We start from the raw sequence: 18,113 nt of genomic DNA, 5'->3' as shown, positions 1-18,113 counted from the left end.
ACCTCATTGATCTCTTGAGTTACGGTTTCTTCTGAATTGGAGACGCCGTCTCTTTGGACGCTTTCTGTTTGCCCTTGGTCTTGTCTTTGTCCGACTCGGCTTTTTGCTTTTCAAGCGCATCCAGTTGCGCGGTCAGCTGGGCAATCAGCTTCTCGTCCTTGTTCAAGGATTCGAGGGGCCTGATGGCCGGACGCGCTTTCACTTCCTCTTTCTTGCAGCACTCGTGAGGATGTGGAGTCGTGACAGGAAGCACCGACCAGAACAACAACGACAGCGCCACACCTGCCCCCGTCATGGCCGTCAGCATCAAGGTTTGGTCGGCAGGCACACGCATGAGGTCCCAGCGGGTCACGATGCCTTGGTAGTTCTCCGGAGCCGGGCCGGCCGTGGCTGCCTTGCTGCGAATGATGCGTCCAACGATTGACACGCCGATCAGGAGGAGAATCAATAGTACGGTGGTCGAGATCATCCCCCAAATGGTGAGCTCGATGCTGATCCGCTCGGCGACTGGAATGGCCTTCAACATGTCCATGTCCAGCAAACTGTGGGACATGGAGATCGAAGCCGATGTCACGGTACCGACCAGGAACCACAGAATCGGGAGGAAAATCGCCCCGGCAACGGCCGACTTCCACCAGAGCGTCAAGCCAAGGCCGTCCGGCGGATTTTTCCTGAACTTCTCCAGAAAAAACGTCCTGCTCACCACCCCAAATGCCCAGATGTCGACCGGGATAGAGATAAGGAAGAGGAGCGCAATCCCGGCGCCTTCACCGAGATGAGAGTCAAATGCCGCGCTGATCACCGGGAGAGCGAAGACGGTGACCGGGCTCGCAAGGAGCATCAAAAACGCCAGGCCGAGCCGTCCTTCGAAATGCATGATGCCCATCGCTAAAAACAGCACGGCAACTGCCAGCTTGATCGGCAGCCCCGTCCAGAAGGTGGACCAAAGTACCTGCAATCCGATTTTTGTTGGCGACATGGAATCCCGTTCGTCGGTCATGGGTTGTGGCGCACGGCGCGGCGTCCTCAGTCCAAGAATTCCCGGTTGATGATTGCGGATACGGTAAACAATAAAATGGTGACCATCACGACGATCCATCCGATCAGCGCGATCGGACGTTTGAAAATGTTTCGTTCGGGATCCCGATCGATGAACGGCAAAGCCGCGAGCAACGCCATGAATGCACCCGGCACGGCAATGGCGCCCAGGAACTGACCGAACTCCCCAGAAAAAATCTTCAGCCGCAGCAGCTGGAACAGGAAAAGGAAGTACCATTCCGGTTCCGGATGATAGTCGCCGGGATCCGGCGTTGCTTCCTCCAGGAGCACGACCGGCTCCCAGAACGCGAGCGCGCAGATGCTCGCGAACACGACGGCCATGCCGACGATATCCTTCCAGATCTGACGCGGGAAAAAGTAATCCGTCTTGGCCTTGATCTCTTCAACGGAGCCACGGAACGGACCGGCCGGTCCCGCCGCCCGGAAGAGGAAGAGGTGCAAGCCTGCCAGCCCCATCAAGGCGGCCGGCAAGATCATGACATGGATGACGAAGAACCGGCTCAGCGTCATCTGGCCCGGCGTGGGACCGCCCTTGAGGAAGCGGGCCATGAAGTCGCCCAGAACCGGCGTCTTGTCCATGATTTCGACGCCTACCGTCGTGGCCCAATAGGCGCGCTGATCCCAGGGGAGCAAATAGCCGGTGAAACCGAATCCCATCACGACCCCGAATAATGCCAGGCCGACAAGCCAGATCATTTCACGGGGAGCTTTGTATGCCCCCCAGAGAAACACCTGAGACATATGGGCAAATACGCAGACGACCATGGCGGTTGAACCCCAAAAGTGATAACTCAGCAGGAACCACCCATAGTCCACATCGTGGATGATGTACTGCGTGCTGGCATAGGCGTGATCCGCAGTCGGCACGTAGTAGAACATCAACAAGATGCCGGTCAGCGCCTGCATGATGAAGATGAAGAGCAGGACCGAGCCGAAGACGTAGGCCCAGCGAGATCCCCCAGGGACCGGCTCATTCAACATCTTCGCCTGCATCTGCTTCAGGCCAACCCGCTCGTCAATAAAGGCCACCACCTTTTCGATGACGGTCGGCTGGGTGCTTGGAATCGACGAATGTTCCATCTAGATGATCCGGATCTGGGCTTTGGTGCCCGCCTTGAATTCCATGTCGATGATTTCGACGTCTCCGCCGGCCGACACTTTGATCGGCAACGAATCGAGCGGTCGCGGAGCCGGGCCGTCGAGTACTTTTCCCGCAGCATCGTAGATGCTCAAATGGCATGGACAGAGAAACACCTGACCGAGCACCTTATGCTGCCGCCACTTGTATCCACACCCGAGATGAGGACATTTGCCGGAAAACGCGACGTAGGGAATGTCTTTCTTATTGGTCCAGACGGGCAAACCCGACGCATTCCGGAACTCCATGTCCTTGCCTTGATACACCTGTTCAAGTACGGCCGGCGTGGCTTTCAGTATCCAGACGTTTTTTTCGATTTCGGCTTCCGGCATGTACGCTTCTTTGACTTTGCGCTTGTATTTGAACTGGACACCGATATCGTTTTGTTTGATCTTGCCGACATTACCGATCTTGAGCCAACTGTTGTCGAACGGCACATACATCGGCTTCATGAGGTACCGAAGGATCGGGAAGGCGATGGGCAACCCAATGAGGAAGCCGATGGCATGGGTGAAGTTCATGAAGAACGTCCGGCGCTTGACGTTCTTCTCCAGCTCGGGGAATGGCACCAGCACTTCGCCGGGGGTCACATGCACTTTTTCCTCGAGATGGGCGATTTCGACTTCGTGCGTGGTGACGTAATCGTCACGCTTGAACGGGGGAAGCGACAACACGTCCGTCGAAGCCGTCCCCAGTTCCACCGTTCCCTCCGTCACATGACGGACAGAAGCCATGGCGACCTGACGCTCGCCGCTTCCGTTCATGGAGACGACGATGTGGCTGATTTCGTGCGAGAGCGGATCGACGACGACCTTCGTCACTTCACCGATTTCACGATCCGTACACCGAACTTTGGATTTGAGTTGTGGCTGCATGCTATTTTTTCTTGATGGGTTTCGGCGTGTTCACCGACGTATCCTTGAAGGTCACGAGCCAGGTGGCAAGAGCCACCACGTCCTTCTCTTCCATGAGGTCCTTGTACTTGTCCGGCATTTTGCCTTTTTCAAACTCCTTCTCGAATCCTTCGGCCATCCAGCTTTTCGGATCGAGAATTTTCTGCTTGATATCGTCGACGGTCAGGTAGCTGCCGATATTGTCGAGCTCGGGACCCCGCTTCTTTCCACCTTCACCCTTGAGCTTGTGGCAGTTGTAACATTCTTGCAGTTGCCACTGATCTTCACCGATTTTGAGAATATCGCCACCGGCCGCACCCGTCGTTGAGGGCGGGGCCCCCGGCCCCCCGGCCGCCTGAGCACCGGAAGCTTGATCGCCGCCCAGCGCCTTGATCCGTTCCGCCAATGCCTTGGCCTGCTCATCGAGCGCCTTGGCACGGGCGATCAACTCGTCGGCCTTCCCTTGCTCAGTCGCAGCGCGTTTGGGCTTGAGGATTTTGTCGATCTTTCCCTTTTCGTCTTCCGGATCGTACTGCGGCCACAATGAAGCTCCGGCGATGTAGACCGTACACATGACGGCGTAAAAGACCAGCAATGCCCCGACCGCCTTGACCCCGCTCATCGGCTTCAGATTCGGCGCGTCGAGAATCAAAAACACGACGGTCCCCAGCATGGCATAGCCAAAAAACAGCCAGCGGAACACCGGCGGGAATTCCAGTGCCATTGTGACGACCCACAGCACGACACCGATGACCAAACCCGTGACGATCTTCAACATTGCCTTACCCATAAAACTCCTCGTGCGTAATGCTCAAGTCTACTCACCAACCATTCATATCATACGGCGACTACTTGGCTCCGGCAGGAACGGGGCTCCCTTCCGGAACGTGGTCTTTGGGATGTGATGCCCGTAAGGTGACCAAAATCGCAAAGCTGACGACGCCGTAAAAGACGACGGTGATGGCAGTAATCCACCAGGCCGAATAGGATAATGTCGGCGTGAATGATTCCGCCGTGAAATCGGGCAACAGGTTATATGTATGGAAGTACTTCCGCAGGAGCGAGCGCACGGCGCCCATCAATCCCATGGTCCAAATCGCGCTGAATGCAAGGAAGATCAGGACGAACTGTGAGACGAAATCGATTCGTCCCCAAACAATGGTCCCCTGGCTGATGGCCCGGTTATAAATCACATAATTGACGACGGTGACAAACACCAGCGTGAACGCTGCGGAGTTTTTCGCCGGCATCAGGGCCAGAAAATTCCAGTCGGACGGCAACTCCAGCTCGGCGACGAGCTTCGCTCCCGTTGGCACAAAGCCGTGGGGAGTCATCCAGATGGCGTTGCCGACCACGACCATCAAGAATCCCACTTTGATGACGGTGCGGGCGGAAACTGTCACAGGAATGAACCTGCCGAGGATGACAGGCGCTAAGAGGAGCGGGAGCAAGAAGACGAGCGACGTTGGATCCGGGGCCGGATAGTCGGTGAGGACTTTGGTCATGATCAGAGGCAGCGCAATCATGACGATAGGCGCGAGAATGGTCATACGGACTTTCTCGACGCCTTCGATCCGCTTCATGCTCAACCAGATGTAATAGTTGCTGGCCAAAAAGATGAGTCCGATCATGGCGCCCTGCATTTCAAAGAACATCGAGAGCTGATCGGCCATCATATACGGACAGATGGAGGCGTCATAGTCACAGAGTTCGTAGGCAAGGAGGTAGCCCATGAAAGGAAGGAACAACAGCGCACCGACACCGATTAGATTGCCGACGAACCCCATCCAGTCATAGTAGGAACGCTCTTCCTCTTTGTCCGCCCCCATGTACATGTAGGCGGCGATGAGGCCGGCGACGAATCCTCCGAACGTCACATTCCCGACAAGACGGTGCAAGTTGAGAGGCATCCAGCTGTAATTGAAAATCTTGTCCCAGATCGTGGCCGTCGCAAGAAATTCTTGCGGCGAAATGCCCTCCGCTTTGACGGGGGTGTTCATGAACGAGGTCGGCCCGTCGATCACGAACAGCGTAATCGTTCCAATCAGGTTCAACAGCACACCGAGCGCGATATGACGGGCTTTCTTATTCCCCTTCCACGCATCCCAGGTGTAGAAATACATGTACAGGACGAATGTCTCCCCGATGAAGAGCAGCGGGTAGATGACTGCAAACACGATGAAGAAGTGATTGATGAGCCACGTCGTGAATTGCGGATAGGTGGCCAGGAGGACAAAGATAAACAGCCCACCCGTCAGCGCCGTCATACTGTACAAAATGACGGTTACCTTGGTGACTTCCTTCGCCAACCTGTCGTACCGGGGATCCTGCTTCCGATAGCCGAGCCATTCGGAAATCACGACGAAGATCGGGGCGCCCAGAATAAAGCCGGCGAAGAGAATGTGCAGTTGGGCGACGATCCAGACGGCGGTCCGGTTTCCCGTATAGGGAAACTCAACCGGTGGGGCGCCGGGAGCCTGCGCATAGGCTGTGCCTCCCCACAACGCCACGAGCGCAAACAATGCTAAGAGACCGCGCTGCCAGGTTTTCATAATACTCGCCGCCCTCCTACTACAGTCACGAGTGTTCGATCCGCCAGCTTCGATTACTTCACGGACTCAGCCGCTGCGACCTTGACCGTTCCCGCATCAGCCCATTGCTTCTTGTCCGCATCCCAGGCCTTGCCGGAGAGTCCAAAACTCCGTTCAAAGAGGACGAGCTTCCAACGATCTTCATCAGAGAGCTTGCTCTTCCAAGCTTTCATCTTCGTGTTTGGTACACCTTCCGAGATACGCCAGAACCACACGGAATCTGAATATAGCTTCATCCGCTCGCCGTTTCGAAAGTCCCGCGCACCGGCCTTGACCGGCTTGCCATCTTTTCCATGGCAGCTTGCGCAGTTCACGTCCGGATTGGTTTCACCGATGAACAGCTTGCGCCCCTCTTCTACTTTGGCCGCGTCCGCCCACCAACCAGCCGGCATGTGCTTGTCCGCGTATTCAGCCGGGGCAGGAGGAGGCGGAACAATCGGTCCTTCACCGCCGCCCTCTCCACCACAGCCGGCAAACGCCAATCCCACTCCAGCCAAGAAAGCCCATTGAATGATTTTCATACGGATTCGAGCTCCTTTCTTTCCCCCACCGCTTTCAAAAAATATGATTTCCGGCCAAAAAAAAGCGCTTTCGCCAAGGTGAATGCCAACCTCTGCAAAAGCGCCAATTCTCACGAATCCATTGAAGCCACGCGCAATGTTCCCGCCATGTCATCCGACCGATACGGCGAGGTGCGCAACAGCCCCACGATCCGCCTCGGTTATTTCTTCCGTTTACCTTGAGACTTTCCTCTCTTCTGACCCTGTTTCCGCCATGAACGCACCATCTTCTTCCCGATGATGCCTGCCACTGCCAGAACGCCGACTCCGAGCCCCGCGTACACCCACACCGGAGGCCCCCCGACGTCGCGAATACATCCTTGCCCAAAATGGACCTGAATTTTGCGTTCCGACTCCAGGTCCTTGGGATCAAACTGAACTTTTTGCTCCTGTTGCTGTCCGTTCGCCTCGACGAGGAGCGGATCACCAAGATTGTCATTGTGCAGGTGAAAGGTAGCCTTGTAATACCCGTTTCCATCGGTCTTTACGACTTGACCGTAGGAAATCTTGGTATCCTTCACCATGACATCGGCGTCAGCACTTCCCTTTCCATCAGGACCACAGACAAAACCTTCGACAGTGAACCGATGGTCGGCCTCGTGCGTCGCCACGGCTATGAGAGGCGAAAACACGAGAGCCGCCGCAAGCACTGCAACCCATCGTAACGATGTCAATGTCCCCTGTGCGACGACAAAATCACCCCGGGCCGCTTCTGACCGACGACTATCGTGCCCCGAAGCCTCCGCTACGTCTGCCAGGCAACGAAATTCCGTGGGCCAAGCGTACCCAATTTTGAGGCCGCTCTTCTAACATAGGACCCTATCTTTGTCAACGAGAGGAGGTCCTCATCGCATTAGAGAAATGCAGATTTTGAGGATATTGATGGGGTTTAGAATCCGCGAGGAGGGGATGATGCTCGACAATGAACAGAGGATCCACGTTAGAGATGGCCGCGAGACTCTGCATCGGTGGCCACACGCCGGGTTTCAGCCTGTCGTTCGGACTCTTTCTTGGCCATCCAAGCTTCCCAGGACTTCCCTGACGCAGTGTCTTGCCCTGTAAAAGCGATACTGGCAATTTGGTTGTAGTTAATCCGACAAGCTGCGGATTCGCCGGAAGGAAATATTTCCAGATAGGGGGAGATCCCTGTGGCATCGCGGTTGAAAATGTACCCTGTGATCAATTGGCCAGACGTCGTGTACAGGGTGACATCCCCACGATAATCGAATGCGAGTTCGACAGCTTCCGTTAACTCTTGCGGGGATGTCGGACGAAACGTGCGTCCTTCCAGCGAGGCGGCTCCCGCCGCCGCGCTGTGATCCTTTGTATCGGTCATGTTATCTGGAGGTCGGCAGGAGCGTCAGCTTCACCGTGCGGCTGAATCCTGAAAGGGTGCCAAAGGTATCTTGGACGGCCGAGGCTTCATAGCCACAATGCACCATGCAGTCCGCGCACTTTTCGTTCTTGGAAGATCCATACTGATCCCATTTCGTCGTTTCCATCAACTCACGAAACGTCTTGGCATATCCCTCCTGCAACAGGTAGCAGGGCTTCTGCCAACCGAATACATTGTACGTCGGGTTTCCCCATGGTGTGCACTCATAATCCCGGTTCCCCATGAGGAAATCCAAAAACAGCGGCGATTGATTGAATTGCCAGCCGCGTTCGGGCTTGCTCAGAATTCGCGAGAACAACTCTCGAGTCCTCGATCGTTTCAAAAAATGCTGTTGGTCCGGCGCCTTCTGGTAACTGTAGCCGGGGGAAATCATCATGCCCTCGACCCCGAGTTTCATCATCTCGTCGAAGAACTTTCTGACTCGTTCGGGGTTGGCATCGTCGAAGAGAGTCGTATTGGTCGTCACGCGATGGCCCCGCTTGAGAGCAGCCTTGATCGCCTTGACTGCGACATCGTAGACCCCGTCCCGACACACGGCCAGATCATGCTCGGGCTTGAGTCCATCCATGTGGACACTGAACGTGAGGAACTTCGAGGGTTTGTACTCGTCAAGTTTTCGCTCAAGCAGGATCGCATTGGTGCACAGGTACACGTATCGTTTTTGCGCCACGAGTCCTTCGACGATCTTCGCGATTTCCGGATGAATCAGGGGCTCCCCTCCTGGAATACTGACGATCGGAGCCCCGCATTCCTCCGCGGCGGCCCAGCATTGATCGGGAGTCAATCGCTTGTCGAGAACATGGTCCGGATACTGAATCTTGCCACACCCCGCGCAGGCAAGATTACACCGGAAAAGAGGCTCCAGCATCAATACGAGGGGATAGCGCGCCACGCCGCGGAGTCTTTGAGTCAGCACGTACTTTGACACGGTAACCATTTGCGAAAGGGGAACACCCATTCCACTCTCCTCCGTAGTGCGCTTTTATACGAGGCGCTGCAGCGTGTGATACGATCGAGGAATCCTAACGTGCGAGATTTTAACATTCCCTCAGAGGAGGGTCAATTTCGCACACCTCGTAAGTCCACCAACACAACAGCCGCCCTTAGGGATACTTTATGCTGCCCTCAATACGTCGACCTACGACAAAAGAAGCGGAGCGATAGTCAATCTCGGAAAAAGCTGGAATGGAGGCGCCGAGCGGGTTCGAACCGCTGCATCGCAGTTTTGCAGACTGCTCCCTTACCACTTGGGTACGGCGCCACGCAGCCATTATAACGGGCCTGGTTTCGGCATCTCAACTTTCGCGCATGGCGGTAGCTACCAGGATGGACCGGTCTAGCGGTTGGGAAGAACGGGAATTTCTTTCCCGAGCGTGGAGGGTTGATCTGATCCGGCGATGAGGGGTTCCCAGCCCTCATCCGCACGCTCGACGACTTCGCCGTTACCTTCGGCTTCTTTTTCCTTGGCAAGCGACTCCACTTCCTGAATGAGCGTATCCATGAGTTCTTCCATCGGCACCTTGCGAACGAGTTTGCCTTTCTTGAAGAGAATTCCTTTTCCTTCCCCGCCCGCGATCCCGATATCGGCTTCTTTCCCTTCACCGATGCCGTTGACGACGCAGCCGAGCACCGATACGTTGAGCGGAGTTTTGATGTGGCCAAGCTTCTTTTCCAATTCGTTGGCCATTCGCACGACATCGATCTCGACTCGTCCGCATGTAGGACAGGCAATCACATTGATGCCCCTATGGCGAAGCTCAAGGGACTTGAGGATTTCGAATCCGACTTTCACTTCTTCAACCGGATCGGCGGCGAGCGAGACCCTGAGTGTATCTCCAATTCCTTGCGACAAGAGAAAACCGAGCCCCATGGACGATTTGACGGCTCCGGTCATCGCGGTACCCGCTTCAGTGATTCCGATGTGCAAGGGATAGTTCGACTGATGCGCAAACAACCAATAGGCATCGATCGCATGGTGGACGTCAGAGGCTTTGAGGGACACCTTCATGTTGGTAAAACCGACGTCCTCCAACGCATGCACGGCGTTCAGCGCCGACTCAGCCAATGCCTCCGGCGACGGCCAACCGTATTTGTCCAACAGAGGCCGTTCAAGCGATCCGCCGTTGACGCCGACCCGAATCGGGATCCCGTGATCATTCACAGCCTTGATGACTTCTTCCACCTTCCACCAGGCGCCGATATTGCCAGGGTTAATCCGGACACAATCCACGACGGCTGCGGCCTTCAGCGCGAGCCGGTGATCAAAATGAATGTCCGCAATCAGCGGCACTGCCATCGCGGCCTTGATCTTCGGCAGAGCCGCTGCAGCATCTTCGTCCGGAACAGCAACACGAATAACCTCGCAGCCGGCGGTCTCGAGTTGGTGGATCTGCTCGATCGTGGCGGCGATATCGCGAGTGTCCGTCGAACACATCGACTGGACCGACACGGGGGCATCCCCGCCGACCTTGATCTTTCCGACCGTGATTTGCCTCGTTTTCCGTCGTGTAATATGCATGAGCGTGAGGCTAACTTCCTTGTTCATCCCCGTGAGGAAGATGTCCTGCCATCGACGGCATTCCATCCTGCAGCGAAACCGCGCCATCCCCCACGAGCTCTTTCACACTGTTGTAGATACCTTCCGGCGTCAACCCATACCGTTCGCGGAGGAGGTCTTGCGGACCCTGCTCGATATACCAATCGGGAAGTCCGAGGATTTTGGTCTTGAGTCCCCCGACTCCGGCATCCGACAAGGTTTCGAGAACCGCTGACCCAAATCCTCCCATTTTGCAGCCTTCTTCGACCGTCACAACATACCGTACCTTCTTGGCAATGCTCACGATGAGATCCTTGTCGAGAGGCTTCACGAACCGGGCATTAATGACCGCCGTCGAAATGCCTTCGGCACTAAGCCGTTCGGCAGCTTTCACCGCATGCCAGACAGGAACTCCGATAGCCATGATGGCCACTTCATGACCATCTCGCAGCAGTTCTCCTTTGCCGACTGGGAGAGCGGTCGGGACGCGATCCATTTCGACCCCCAGGCTCACTCCGCGGGGATAACGCACCGAAGCCGGCCCATCGTATGTGACGCACGTCTTGAGCATATGCTGAAGTTCATTCTCGTCCTTGGGTGCCATGATGACCATATTGGGCATATGCCTTAGGTAGGCATAATCGAAGGCACCATGATGGGTCGTGCCATCTTCGGCCACCAAACCGCCGCGGTCGATGCAAAAGGTCACGGGTAAATTCTGGGTGGCCACGTCGTGCACCACCTGGTCATAGGCGCGCTGCAGGAATGTGGCATACATCGCCACAACCGGCCGCATGCCTTGCGTCGCAAGCCCTGCAGCAAAGGTGACGGCATGCTGCTCGGCAATGCCTACGTCGTACAGGCGGTCTGGAAATTCCTTTTCAAATGCATTCAGCCCCGTCCCCTCACACATCGCGGCAGTGATCGCCACGATCCGTTTGTCTTCCCGTGCCAGCTTGACCAAAGACTCGATGGCCATTTGAGTGTAGGAGGGGCGTGCGGCTTTCTTTGCGGGAGCGCCGGTCTCCTGGACGAATGCGGGACAAGCATGAAACCAGACGGGGTTTTGGACTGCGGGCTCATACCCCAACCCCTTTTTCGTAATGACGTGAAGCAGGACCGGCCCCTTCATCTTCAACGCGTTTTCCAGGGTCGGGAGGAGATGCTCGAAATTGTGCCCGTCGATCGGTCCCGCATAACGGAAACCGAGCTCCTCAAACAACAGTCCGGGGAGAATCGCTCCCCTGGCAAGCTCCTCCGCACGCCGAGCCAGCTTCTGGACATCCTGACCAATGTGAGGGATCTTCGCCAACAGTTGTCCGGTTTCTTCCCGCATCTTCGTATAGAACTCACCGGTGAACGTCCGGTTAAGATACGAGGAAATCGCTCCGACATTCTTCGAAATCGACATCTGGTTATCGTTCAATATCACCAGAAAATCTTTTGCCAATCCTCCTGCGTGGTGCAGTCCCTCCAGAGTCATCCCAGCAGTCATGGCCCCGTCACCAACGATGCAGACGACTTTGTGGTTCTGCCCTAACTGCTCTCTGGCTTCCACCATGCCATAAGCTGCCGAGACCCCGGTCCCTGCGTGGCCCGCGTTGAACGTATCGTACGTGCTTTCTTCACGTTTACAGAACCCGCTTAACCCTCCATACTGCCGGAGTGTATGAAACTGCTCCCGTCGCCCGGTCAACAGCTTGTGCGTGTAGGCCTGGTTACTTGTATCCCAAACAATTTTATCCTGAGGTGTATCCAGCAGATAATGAAGCGCGACCGTCAATTCGACCACGCCAAGATTGGACGCCAGATGGCCTCCTACATTGGAGACAACCCCGATGATCTGCTCACGGATTTCCTGACATAGGGCTGGAAATTTAGAAGCAGGGACCTTCTTTAAGTCCGCCGGGCTATGGATAGTCTTCAAAATTGACATGTTGGAAGCTCCTTTGCGAGTAACCGTTGCCTGATTTACAGGCTGAGTAAACCAAGGTGTGGCGAAGCAGACATGCGGCGTATGATGGCAGACGTAGTTTCACACAAGATGCCTATGTTGTCAAGCGCTTAGGCATGTTAGGCCTGAGTATGAATACTCAGTCGGACCACAACCCAAACCTATAGGTGATCAGTGTGGAGACGGTGAAATCGGGAGCGCTCCCCGTGATGAAGTCAACATTTTCGATAGCGTACAGTTGCCACAACCAGTGTGACGCCATACGGTAGCCGAACCCGGCAGCCACTTCCGTCACACCGCGGTCGAGTGTACGAAGCCCGATTCCGTGGAAAGGAGGGGAATAATAGTCAAATTGAATGGTCAGAGACAACGCCTCGGTCCAAAGATATTCAGCAGCGGCGATTCCCGTGAAGGTGGGTTGTAACGGCATGCCGCCGATCCGCCCCGTCGGAAAGACCCCGTTCAGGTTGGCGTAAAGAATCCACCGACCGCCCAGCGATTTTTCCGAAGCCAGCCCGATTCCAAAATCTGGACTTCCGCTTCCAAAAAATTCTCCTTCGTTACCAGTCGGCAGTTTGATGGCCGTGCGAATCGAAAGCGCCGGCCATACCGACGTCTCCGGGAGCACCTGATACTTGCTCATGAGCGTCGTGTCTCCCAACCCTGCAGCTCCTTCCCTTCCGCTGACTACGGTCTGTCCCCCGCGAGAAATGTTGTAGACGTAGGACATGTCTCCAAGAGCGCTCCGGGCCGGAGACAGTCCGGTTGTGAGTCGTTCAACGGTCTTGATCGGTCCATCCATAAATCCTTGATATCGGTAGTATCCGGGAATTTCAATGGCAATTTCGAACCGATCATGGACTCCATAGCGGAGAAAGAGCCCGCTTCGCAATGTCTCGAACTTGATCGTGGCGCTGGCCTGCGGATTTTCCTCCCGATAGATGACGGCGGTATTCGCGACTTCGAGGCGGATATCCAGGGTCCCCTTCTTCACCACCGATGCACGGTCGCCCGGCATGTTCAGGACCAATTGATCGAGTGGGTTGAAATTCCTTACCGGGAACGGGCCGAATCCTTCGGCACACAGTGGAATCGGAAAAGCAAGATGGGCCGCAACCAGAATGACAGGCAGGGCACGGCGGAGAGCAACTGCGATACGAAGGCGCACAATTTCAATATGGGAAATCGAGACCAGCGAATATGGCGCCGCCTTCTTTACTATATCCATAATCGATGCGGCCCACCATGTTCGGGCGCACAATTCCGCGGAATCCCATCCCCGGGGTCATCCGATAATCTTTGAAACTGACGTCCTTGAAATCATTAAACACCTGGCCGGTATCGAGAAACGGTGCGATTTCGAAATCGGCTGTCACGCCCGCGAGCTTGGTTCGTGCAATGTGAATGCGTTCTTCAATGCTCACGGCGACCAGGTTTTTATCGATAAAGCGGTCCACGCCGTACCCGCGGAGGTTGTTCTGACCTCCCAACGAACTCTGTTCAAAAAACGGAACCTGTGTCCCCAGCGTAGCTTGAATGTCCGCGCGCATCACTAATATGGCCCGTTTGGATTCGCTGGGAAACAGCTTCTTCACCTCCAACTCATAGCGTGAATATACCGGATGATCCCCGTTACGAATGTTCTGATTGATCTCAGCGTACGCGGTGATCGCCATTCCGTCTGTCGGAGAAACGAGATTGTTGCGCGTATCATAGTGAAAGGTGGCGCGATTTCCGAAAATGAGGGACTCACCCGTCACGCCATCGACGGTTGGAAACCGGTCCACGGTAAACGGCAAATCGGTCGCGCCCTCTTGCAGGCTGACCTGACGGAATCGCTGGCTGACGGAGATCTGCGTCACCTCGTTGGCATAGATGCCAAACCGCCAGTTGGCTCTCGCCTCGCGGTCAGTATAATTCGTCTCGTTGGATTCCGGAGTCGCCTGCCCGATGCCGAAAAATCTGGCGGTCGCGTTCTTGAAAAACGCTCCTCCAAAATTCAGAAAGTAGCGTCCATTGCTGAATGCCGGATCGGTATAGTTGAACATGATCTTGCGTTCAATTCTTTCCGTGAACGAGCCGATGAATTGCATCTGCCGTCCGCCTGAATCGTATCGGAACACATTCAATGTCCCTCTCGTCCCGACGATCGAGTTCTTGATGAGCATTGGAGCCAGCAGATATTTCAATTCGCCGTCCGGGTCCGTCATCAAAATGGGAACGATCAATCCCACGTCATTTCCGTCATTGCGGGAGGTGGAAGCGGATGGAATGGGGAAGATTTGCGTGTCCGCCCGCGCGGCGGCACCCCAGAGCATGCCGGCGCCCGCAAGCAGGCATGCGAAAATGGCACCGATGCCGCGCAGGCTCGTCATGAGCACTCGTTCGGGTAAGCGATCGCGTTATGGGGCTTTAATTTTATCGGATTTCTTGCGGAGTTGATCAACGAGGTCGGCAAAGGTTCCACTGCGTAGAATCTTTGCAAATTGTCCGCGATAATTGTTGACGAGGCTGACTCCGTCGACCACGACATCATAGACGCGCCAGGCCGATGCCTTGTGCAGCAGCCGGTAATCGAGAGGAATTTCCGTTTTCCCCGTCAGGACTTTTGTCCTGACCTCGGCATACTCCTTCTCAGTCCGCTCGCTGAGATATTGGACACCTTCACCGGAATACGACTCGATCTTATCGGCATAGGTATTGACCAGTAACGTTCTGAACAGCCCGACGAATTCATCCCGTTCTTTGTCGTTTAGATTCGTCCAAGCCGCTCCCAGCGAACGCCGGGACATCTCTGGATAATCAAACCGTTCCCCAACCACCTTCTCCAGCAATTGTCGCCGTTCGTCAGCTTTTGGAGGCTGCTTGAGTTCCTTGTCTCTCAGAACCTTGAGGACTTCGTCGATGGTTGACTTCATCGCATCGGTGGCATCACCGGCATGCGCCACGTCGACCGGATGCACGAGCAGGCCTCCCGCCCACAGGAACACACAGGCCACGATTCCGACGGCTACCTTCCTCGGTGTTCTCACAAATCCTGTCATAACATCACTCTCCCGTGCGAATTCACACGCCGATTCCATAAAAATCAGTTCACCTTACCATGGACGTATTGGCTGACCAACTCTTCGAGATCGAGTCCGGACTCGGTGTCTCTGATCGTATCACCCGGTTTCAACTGGTCGCCCCCGCCGCCCGGAGACAGCGCGAGAAACTTTTCACCGATGATCCCTCTGGTCTTGATAGAGGCAATCGTGTCCGAGTACAGCTTGATCTGATCATTGATTGCCAGCGTCACAGCGGCCCGGTCGTCCTTCAACAGAATGCCGCGCACTCGACCGACCTCCACGCCGGCAATTTCCACCGCCGAGCCTGGCTTGAGTCCCGAAGCCGTCGTAAACTGTGCGATCACTTCGTACACGTTTCCACCAATGAGTTCCAGCTTCCCCAATTTGACCGACAGGTAGCCCAGGCAGACGATGCCCGCCAAGACGAACAGGCCCACGATCAGTTCAAGTTTGGCTTTTTCCATTCGTCCTCCCTTGCCGCGCGCATCGGTGCTCCCTGCAGTGAGACCGTGCCGCCGACGGTAATGAACTCCCGGATCTCGGGATCGGTGATCTGTACAAACTCGGCAGCCGGCGCCATGGCGGCAATCCGACCCTTCCGCAGCATGGCAACCCAATCGGAAATCGCGAAGACTTCCGGAATTTCGTGACTGACCATGACGGCCGTGAATTTAAAGCGCCGCTGCATGGCGACGATCAAGTCGTGGATGGATTTCGCCATTAACGGATCCAAGCCGGTCGTCGGCTCGTCGAACAGAATGATTTCGGGCTCCATGACTAACGCACGTGCCAGGCCGGCGCGTTTTCGCATGCCCCCGCTGAGTTCGGCCGGAAATTTGTGACCCATCCCTTGCAGCCCGACCTGTTCCAGCCTCTCCTCGACACGTTTCGTCACATCCGAGCCGGTCATCCGGAGCTTCTCGCGGAGCGGGAAAGCCACATTTTCAAATACTGAAAGAGAATCGAACAGCGCGGCGCTTTGGAACAGCATGGAGAACCGCTTTCGTATATCGTTGAGCCGTTTCTCCTTCAGATGCGAGATTTCAATACCGTCCACCCACACTTCACCGCGGTCGGGCTGCATCAGTCCGATCATGTGCTTCAAGAGGACGCTCTTCCCCTCGCCGCTGCGGCCGATCACCGTTGTGAGTTTTCCAATAGGAATGGACAGATCGAGTCCTTGCAGCACGCGCTGCCCACCCAATGTTTTTTCCACACCGACGAGTTTAATCATGCGTCTCCGACGCCCGCGTCCCGCACCGATGCCTGGAAATACCACCCCACACTGAATGCGCTCCTCGCGTGATGCTCACGCATCTCTCGAACTACAACAACACCGACGTAAGAAAATAGTCCCAGACAAGAATGAGCACGGATGCCAGCACCACCGCCTCGGTGGTGGCATTTCCCAGTCCCTCCGCGCTCTGCCTGGTATAGAAGCCTTTGTAACAGCAGATCCAACTGACGATCAGCCCAAAACTCACCGATTTCAGGATCCCGCCGTACACGTCCTTCCACTCGACCGCGGACTCGATAGAATTCCAGTAGGCCCCGCCGTTGCCCCCGAGGAGCTCGACACCGACAAGATAGCCTCCATAGATCCCGACGACGTCGAAGATGGCGACCAACAAAGGCACCCCGACCAGGCCGGCGACCAATTTGGGTGCGATCAGGTACTGCAGCGGATTGATCGCCATGGTGTCCAATGCATCAATCTGTTCCGTGATGCGCATGATACCGATCTCCGCAGTCATGGCGGATCCGGCACGCGCCGTGACCATCAATGCTGCTAATACCGGTCCGAGCTCTCGTATCATGCTCAGTGCCACCGCAGAACCGAGCAATCCTTCCGAACCGAATTTGCGTAGCGTGTAGTATCCCTGTAAAGCCAGCACCATTCCCGTGAATCCGGCCGTCAGAACTACCACGAACGTCGACTTGTAGCCGACAAAATGCAATTGCTTGACGAACTGGATCAGTCGAAAAGGCGGCCGCATCAACCAGGCGAATGACGACACGAGAAAGAGCAGCATCCGTCCCATCTCACGGATCATCCCTACTGCCTGTTTTCCGAGATGTTCAATGAATGTGATCACGTTATACGGCCCTCACGACTCTGACAATCCAAAGGCGTCGGCGGCGAACGCTTGGAACACCGTCGTCAACCGATCCGCCGCAATGTGGCTCTGCCTCCTCAGGCGATTTAAATCCAGAATGCTGGACGGACGCCGGACGAACATGAGCACTCCTCGCGCCCACCCCTGTGGTCGAAGAAAGAGGTTGAAATCGACAGCGAGATTTTCGTCGACAAGATCAGAAACCGTACGCGCGATCAAAAATGGAATCTCCCGTCTGGCCGCGACCCCTGCCAGCGCCGCGCTTTCCATGTCCAGGCCAACGGCTTGAGTCATGCTGGCCAAATCGCGCTTTTCGCCGGCCAAGCAGACGACCGTCGGCGCCGAGACGACGGCGCCATCAAGAGCTGAAATTCCCGCGCCGCTCGCGGCGTGAAACAAGCGACTGCGCATTCGCTGATCGCAGACCCAAGTCGCTGTATTCTTTTTCCATCCAGCCTGATAGGCCACAGACTGCACGTCAGTTCCGACGACAAGATCTCCGATACGCGCCGAGGCAAGGGCACAGGCAAATCCGGTCGAAATCATGAGCGCGGGAGCCCGAGCCTCGGTTATCGCTCGTGCGGCCTTGGCGGCAGGCTCCGGTCCTACACCCGTTTGCACAATGTGATAGGGAATGCCTCCGTGCGTACCACTCCAACAGCGGATTCCACCGATCCTTGTCATCTGTGTTGTCGGGAGAGCACGAAGAAGGGCGCGAACTTCCCACCGAGTGGCCGCAAAGATCGCGACGGGGCTCACAGCAGGTCGCGAGTCCGCTCGCTCACGGACAGCAGCATTCGT

At 55.8% G+C, this 18,113-nt stretch carries 18 protein-coding genes and 1 tRNA gene; all 19 read right to left on the bottom strand.

The window, feature by feature from the left end:
- Positions 1-19: 19 nt before the first annotated feature.
- Positions 20-979, bottom strand: a complete 960-nt coding sequence (locus tag W02_RS15120; protein WP_173049142.1) for a hypothetical protein — start codon at positions 977-979, stop codon at positions 20-22.
- A gap of 47 nt (positions 980-1,026) precedes the next feature.
- A complete protein-coding gene (locus W02_RS15115; protein WP_173049140.1) occupies positions 1,027-2,139 on the bottom strand; it encodes a cytochrome bc complex cytochrome b subunit in 1,113 nt (370 codons plus the stop codon).
- Positions 2,140-3,072, bottom strand: a complete 933-nt coding sequence (locus tag W02_RS15110; protein ID WP_173049138.1) for a ubiquinol-cytochrome c reductase iron-sulfur subunit — start codon at positions 3,070-3,072, stop codon at positions 2,140-2,142.
- 1 nt (position 3,073) lies between these two features.
- On the bottom strand, positions 3,074-3,880 hold the full coding sequence (locus tag W02_RS15105) for a cytochrome c (protein WP_173049136.1): 807 nt from the start codon (positions 3,878-3,880) through the stop codon (positions 3,074-3,076).
- 58 nt (positions 3,881-3,938) lie between these two features.
- Positions 3,939-5,642 (bottom strand): cytochrome ubiquinol oxidase subunit I, encoded by a 1,704-nt coding sequence (locus tag W02_RS15100; protein ID WP_173049134.1) that lies wholly within the window; start codon positions 5,640-5,642, stop codon positions 3,939-3,941.
- A gap of 53 nt (positions 5,643-5,695) precedes the next feature.
- Positions 5,696-6,202 carry a c-type cytochrome gene (locus W02_RS15095; protein WP_173049131.1) on the bottom strand — a complete coding sequence of 169 codons (507 nt, stop codon included), beginning with the start codon at positions 6,200-6,202 and terminating at the stop codon, positions 5,696-5,698.
- 200 nt (positions 6,203-6,402) lie between these two features.
- Positions 6,403-6,873, bottom strand: a complete 471-nt coding sequence (locus W02_RS15090) for a hypothetical protein (protein WP_173049129.1) — start codon at positions 6,871-6,873, stop codon at positions 6,403-6,405.
- A 308-nt stretch (positions 6,874-7,181) separates the two neighbouring features.
- Positions 7,182-7,577 (bottom strand): hypothetical protein, encoded by a 396-nt coding sequence (locus tag W02_RS15085; RefSeq protein WP_173049127.1) that lies wholly within the window; start codon positions 7,575-7,577, stop codon positions 7,182-7,184.
- Position 7,578: 1 nt separating this feature from the next.
- Positions 7,579-8,595: an adenosyl-hopene transferase HpnH gene (gene hpnH, locus W02_RS15080; RefSeq protein ID WP_173049125.1), complete on the bottom strand. Its 1,017-nt coding sequence runs from the start codon at positions 8,593-8,595 to the stop codon at positions 7,579-7,581.
- A gap of 228 nt (positions 8,596-8,823) precedes the next feature.
- Positions 8,824-8,898 (bottom strand) — tRNA-Cys (locus tag W02_RS15075).
- Positions 8,899-8,973: 75 nt separating this feature from the next.
- Entirely contained in the window at positions 8,974-10,155 is a 1,182-nt protein-coding gene (gene ispG / locus W02_RS15070; protein WP_173049123.1) for a flavodoxin-dependent (E)-4-hydroxy-3-methylbut-2-enyl-diphosphate synthase, read from the bottom strand.
- 10 nt (positions 10,156-10,165) lie between these two features.
- Complete coding sequence (dxs, locus tag W02_RS15065; RefSeq protein WP_173049121.1) at positions 10,166-12,109, bottom strand: 1-deoxy-D-xylulose-5-phosphate synthase; 1,944 nt, start codon at positions 12,107-12,109, stop codon at positions 10,166-10,168.
- Positions 12,110-12,266: 157 nt separating this feature from the next.
- Positions 12,267-13,355: a DUF3187 family protein gene (locus W02_RS15060; protein WP_173049119.1), complete on the bottom strand. Its 1,089-nt coding sequence runs from the start codon at positions 13,353-13,355 to the stop codon at positions 12,267-12,269.
- Entirely contained in the window at positions 13,300-14,502 is a 1,203-nt protein-coding gene (locus W02_RS15055; RefSeq protein ID WP_173049117.1) for a BamA/TamA family outer membrane protein, read from the bottom strand. Before W02_RS15055 ends, W02_RS15060 begins: the two co-directional genes overlap by 56 nt.
- 27 nt (positions 14,503-14,529) lie before the next feature.
- Positions 14,530-15,159: a phospholipid-binding protein MlaC gene (locus W02_RS15050; protein WP_173049114.1), complete on the bottom strand. Its 630-nt coding sequence runs from the start codon at positions 15,157-15,159 to the stop codon at positions 14,530-14,532.
- Between the two features lie 56 nt (positions 15,160-15,215).
- A complete protein-coding gene (gene mlaD, locus W02_RS15045; RefSeq protein ID WP_173049112.1) occupies positions 15,216-15,659 on the bottom strand; it encodes an outer membrane lipid asymmetry maintenance protein MlaD in 444 nt (147 codons plus the stop codon).
- Complete coding sequence (locus tag W02_RS15040; RefSeq protein WP_173049110.1) at positions 15,635-16,429, bottom strand: ABC transporter ATP-binding protein; 795 nt, start codon at positions 16,427-16,429, stop codon at positions 15,635-15,637. Before W02_RS15040 ends, mlaD begins: the two co-directional genes overlap by 25 nt.
- Positions 16,430-16,520: 91 nt before the next feature.
- Positions 16,521-17,291 carry an ABC transporter permease gene (locus tag W02_RS15035; protein WP_173049108.1) on the bottom strand — a complete coding sequence of 257 codons (771 nt, stop codon included), beginning with the start codon at positions 17,289-17,291 and terminating at the stop codon, positions 16,521-16,523.
- 12 nt (positions 17,292-17,303) lie between these two features.
- A complete protein-coding gene (locus tag W02_RS15030) occupies positions 17,304-18,071 on the bottom strand; it encodes a hypothetical protein (protein WP_173049106.1) in 768 nt (255 codons plus the stop codon).
- Between the last annotated feature and the right edge of the window lie 42 nt (positions 18,072-18,113).

Origin of the sequence: Nitrospira sp. KM1 (assembly GCF_011405515.1) — a bacterium.
Classification (GTDB): Bacteria; Nitrospirota; Nitrospiria; order Nitrospirales; family Nitrospiraceae; genus Nitrospira_C.
The sequence above is the reverse complement of the archived record's forward strand: the minus strand, read 5'-3'. Positions and strand labels throughout refer to the sequence as shown.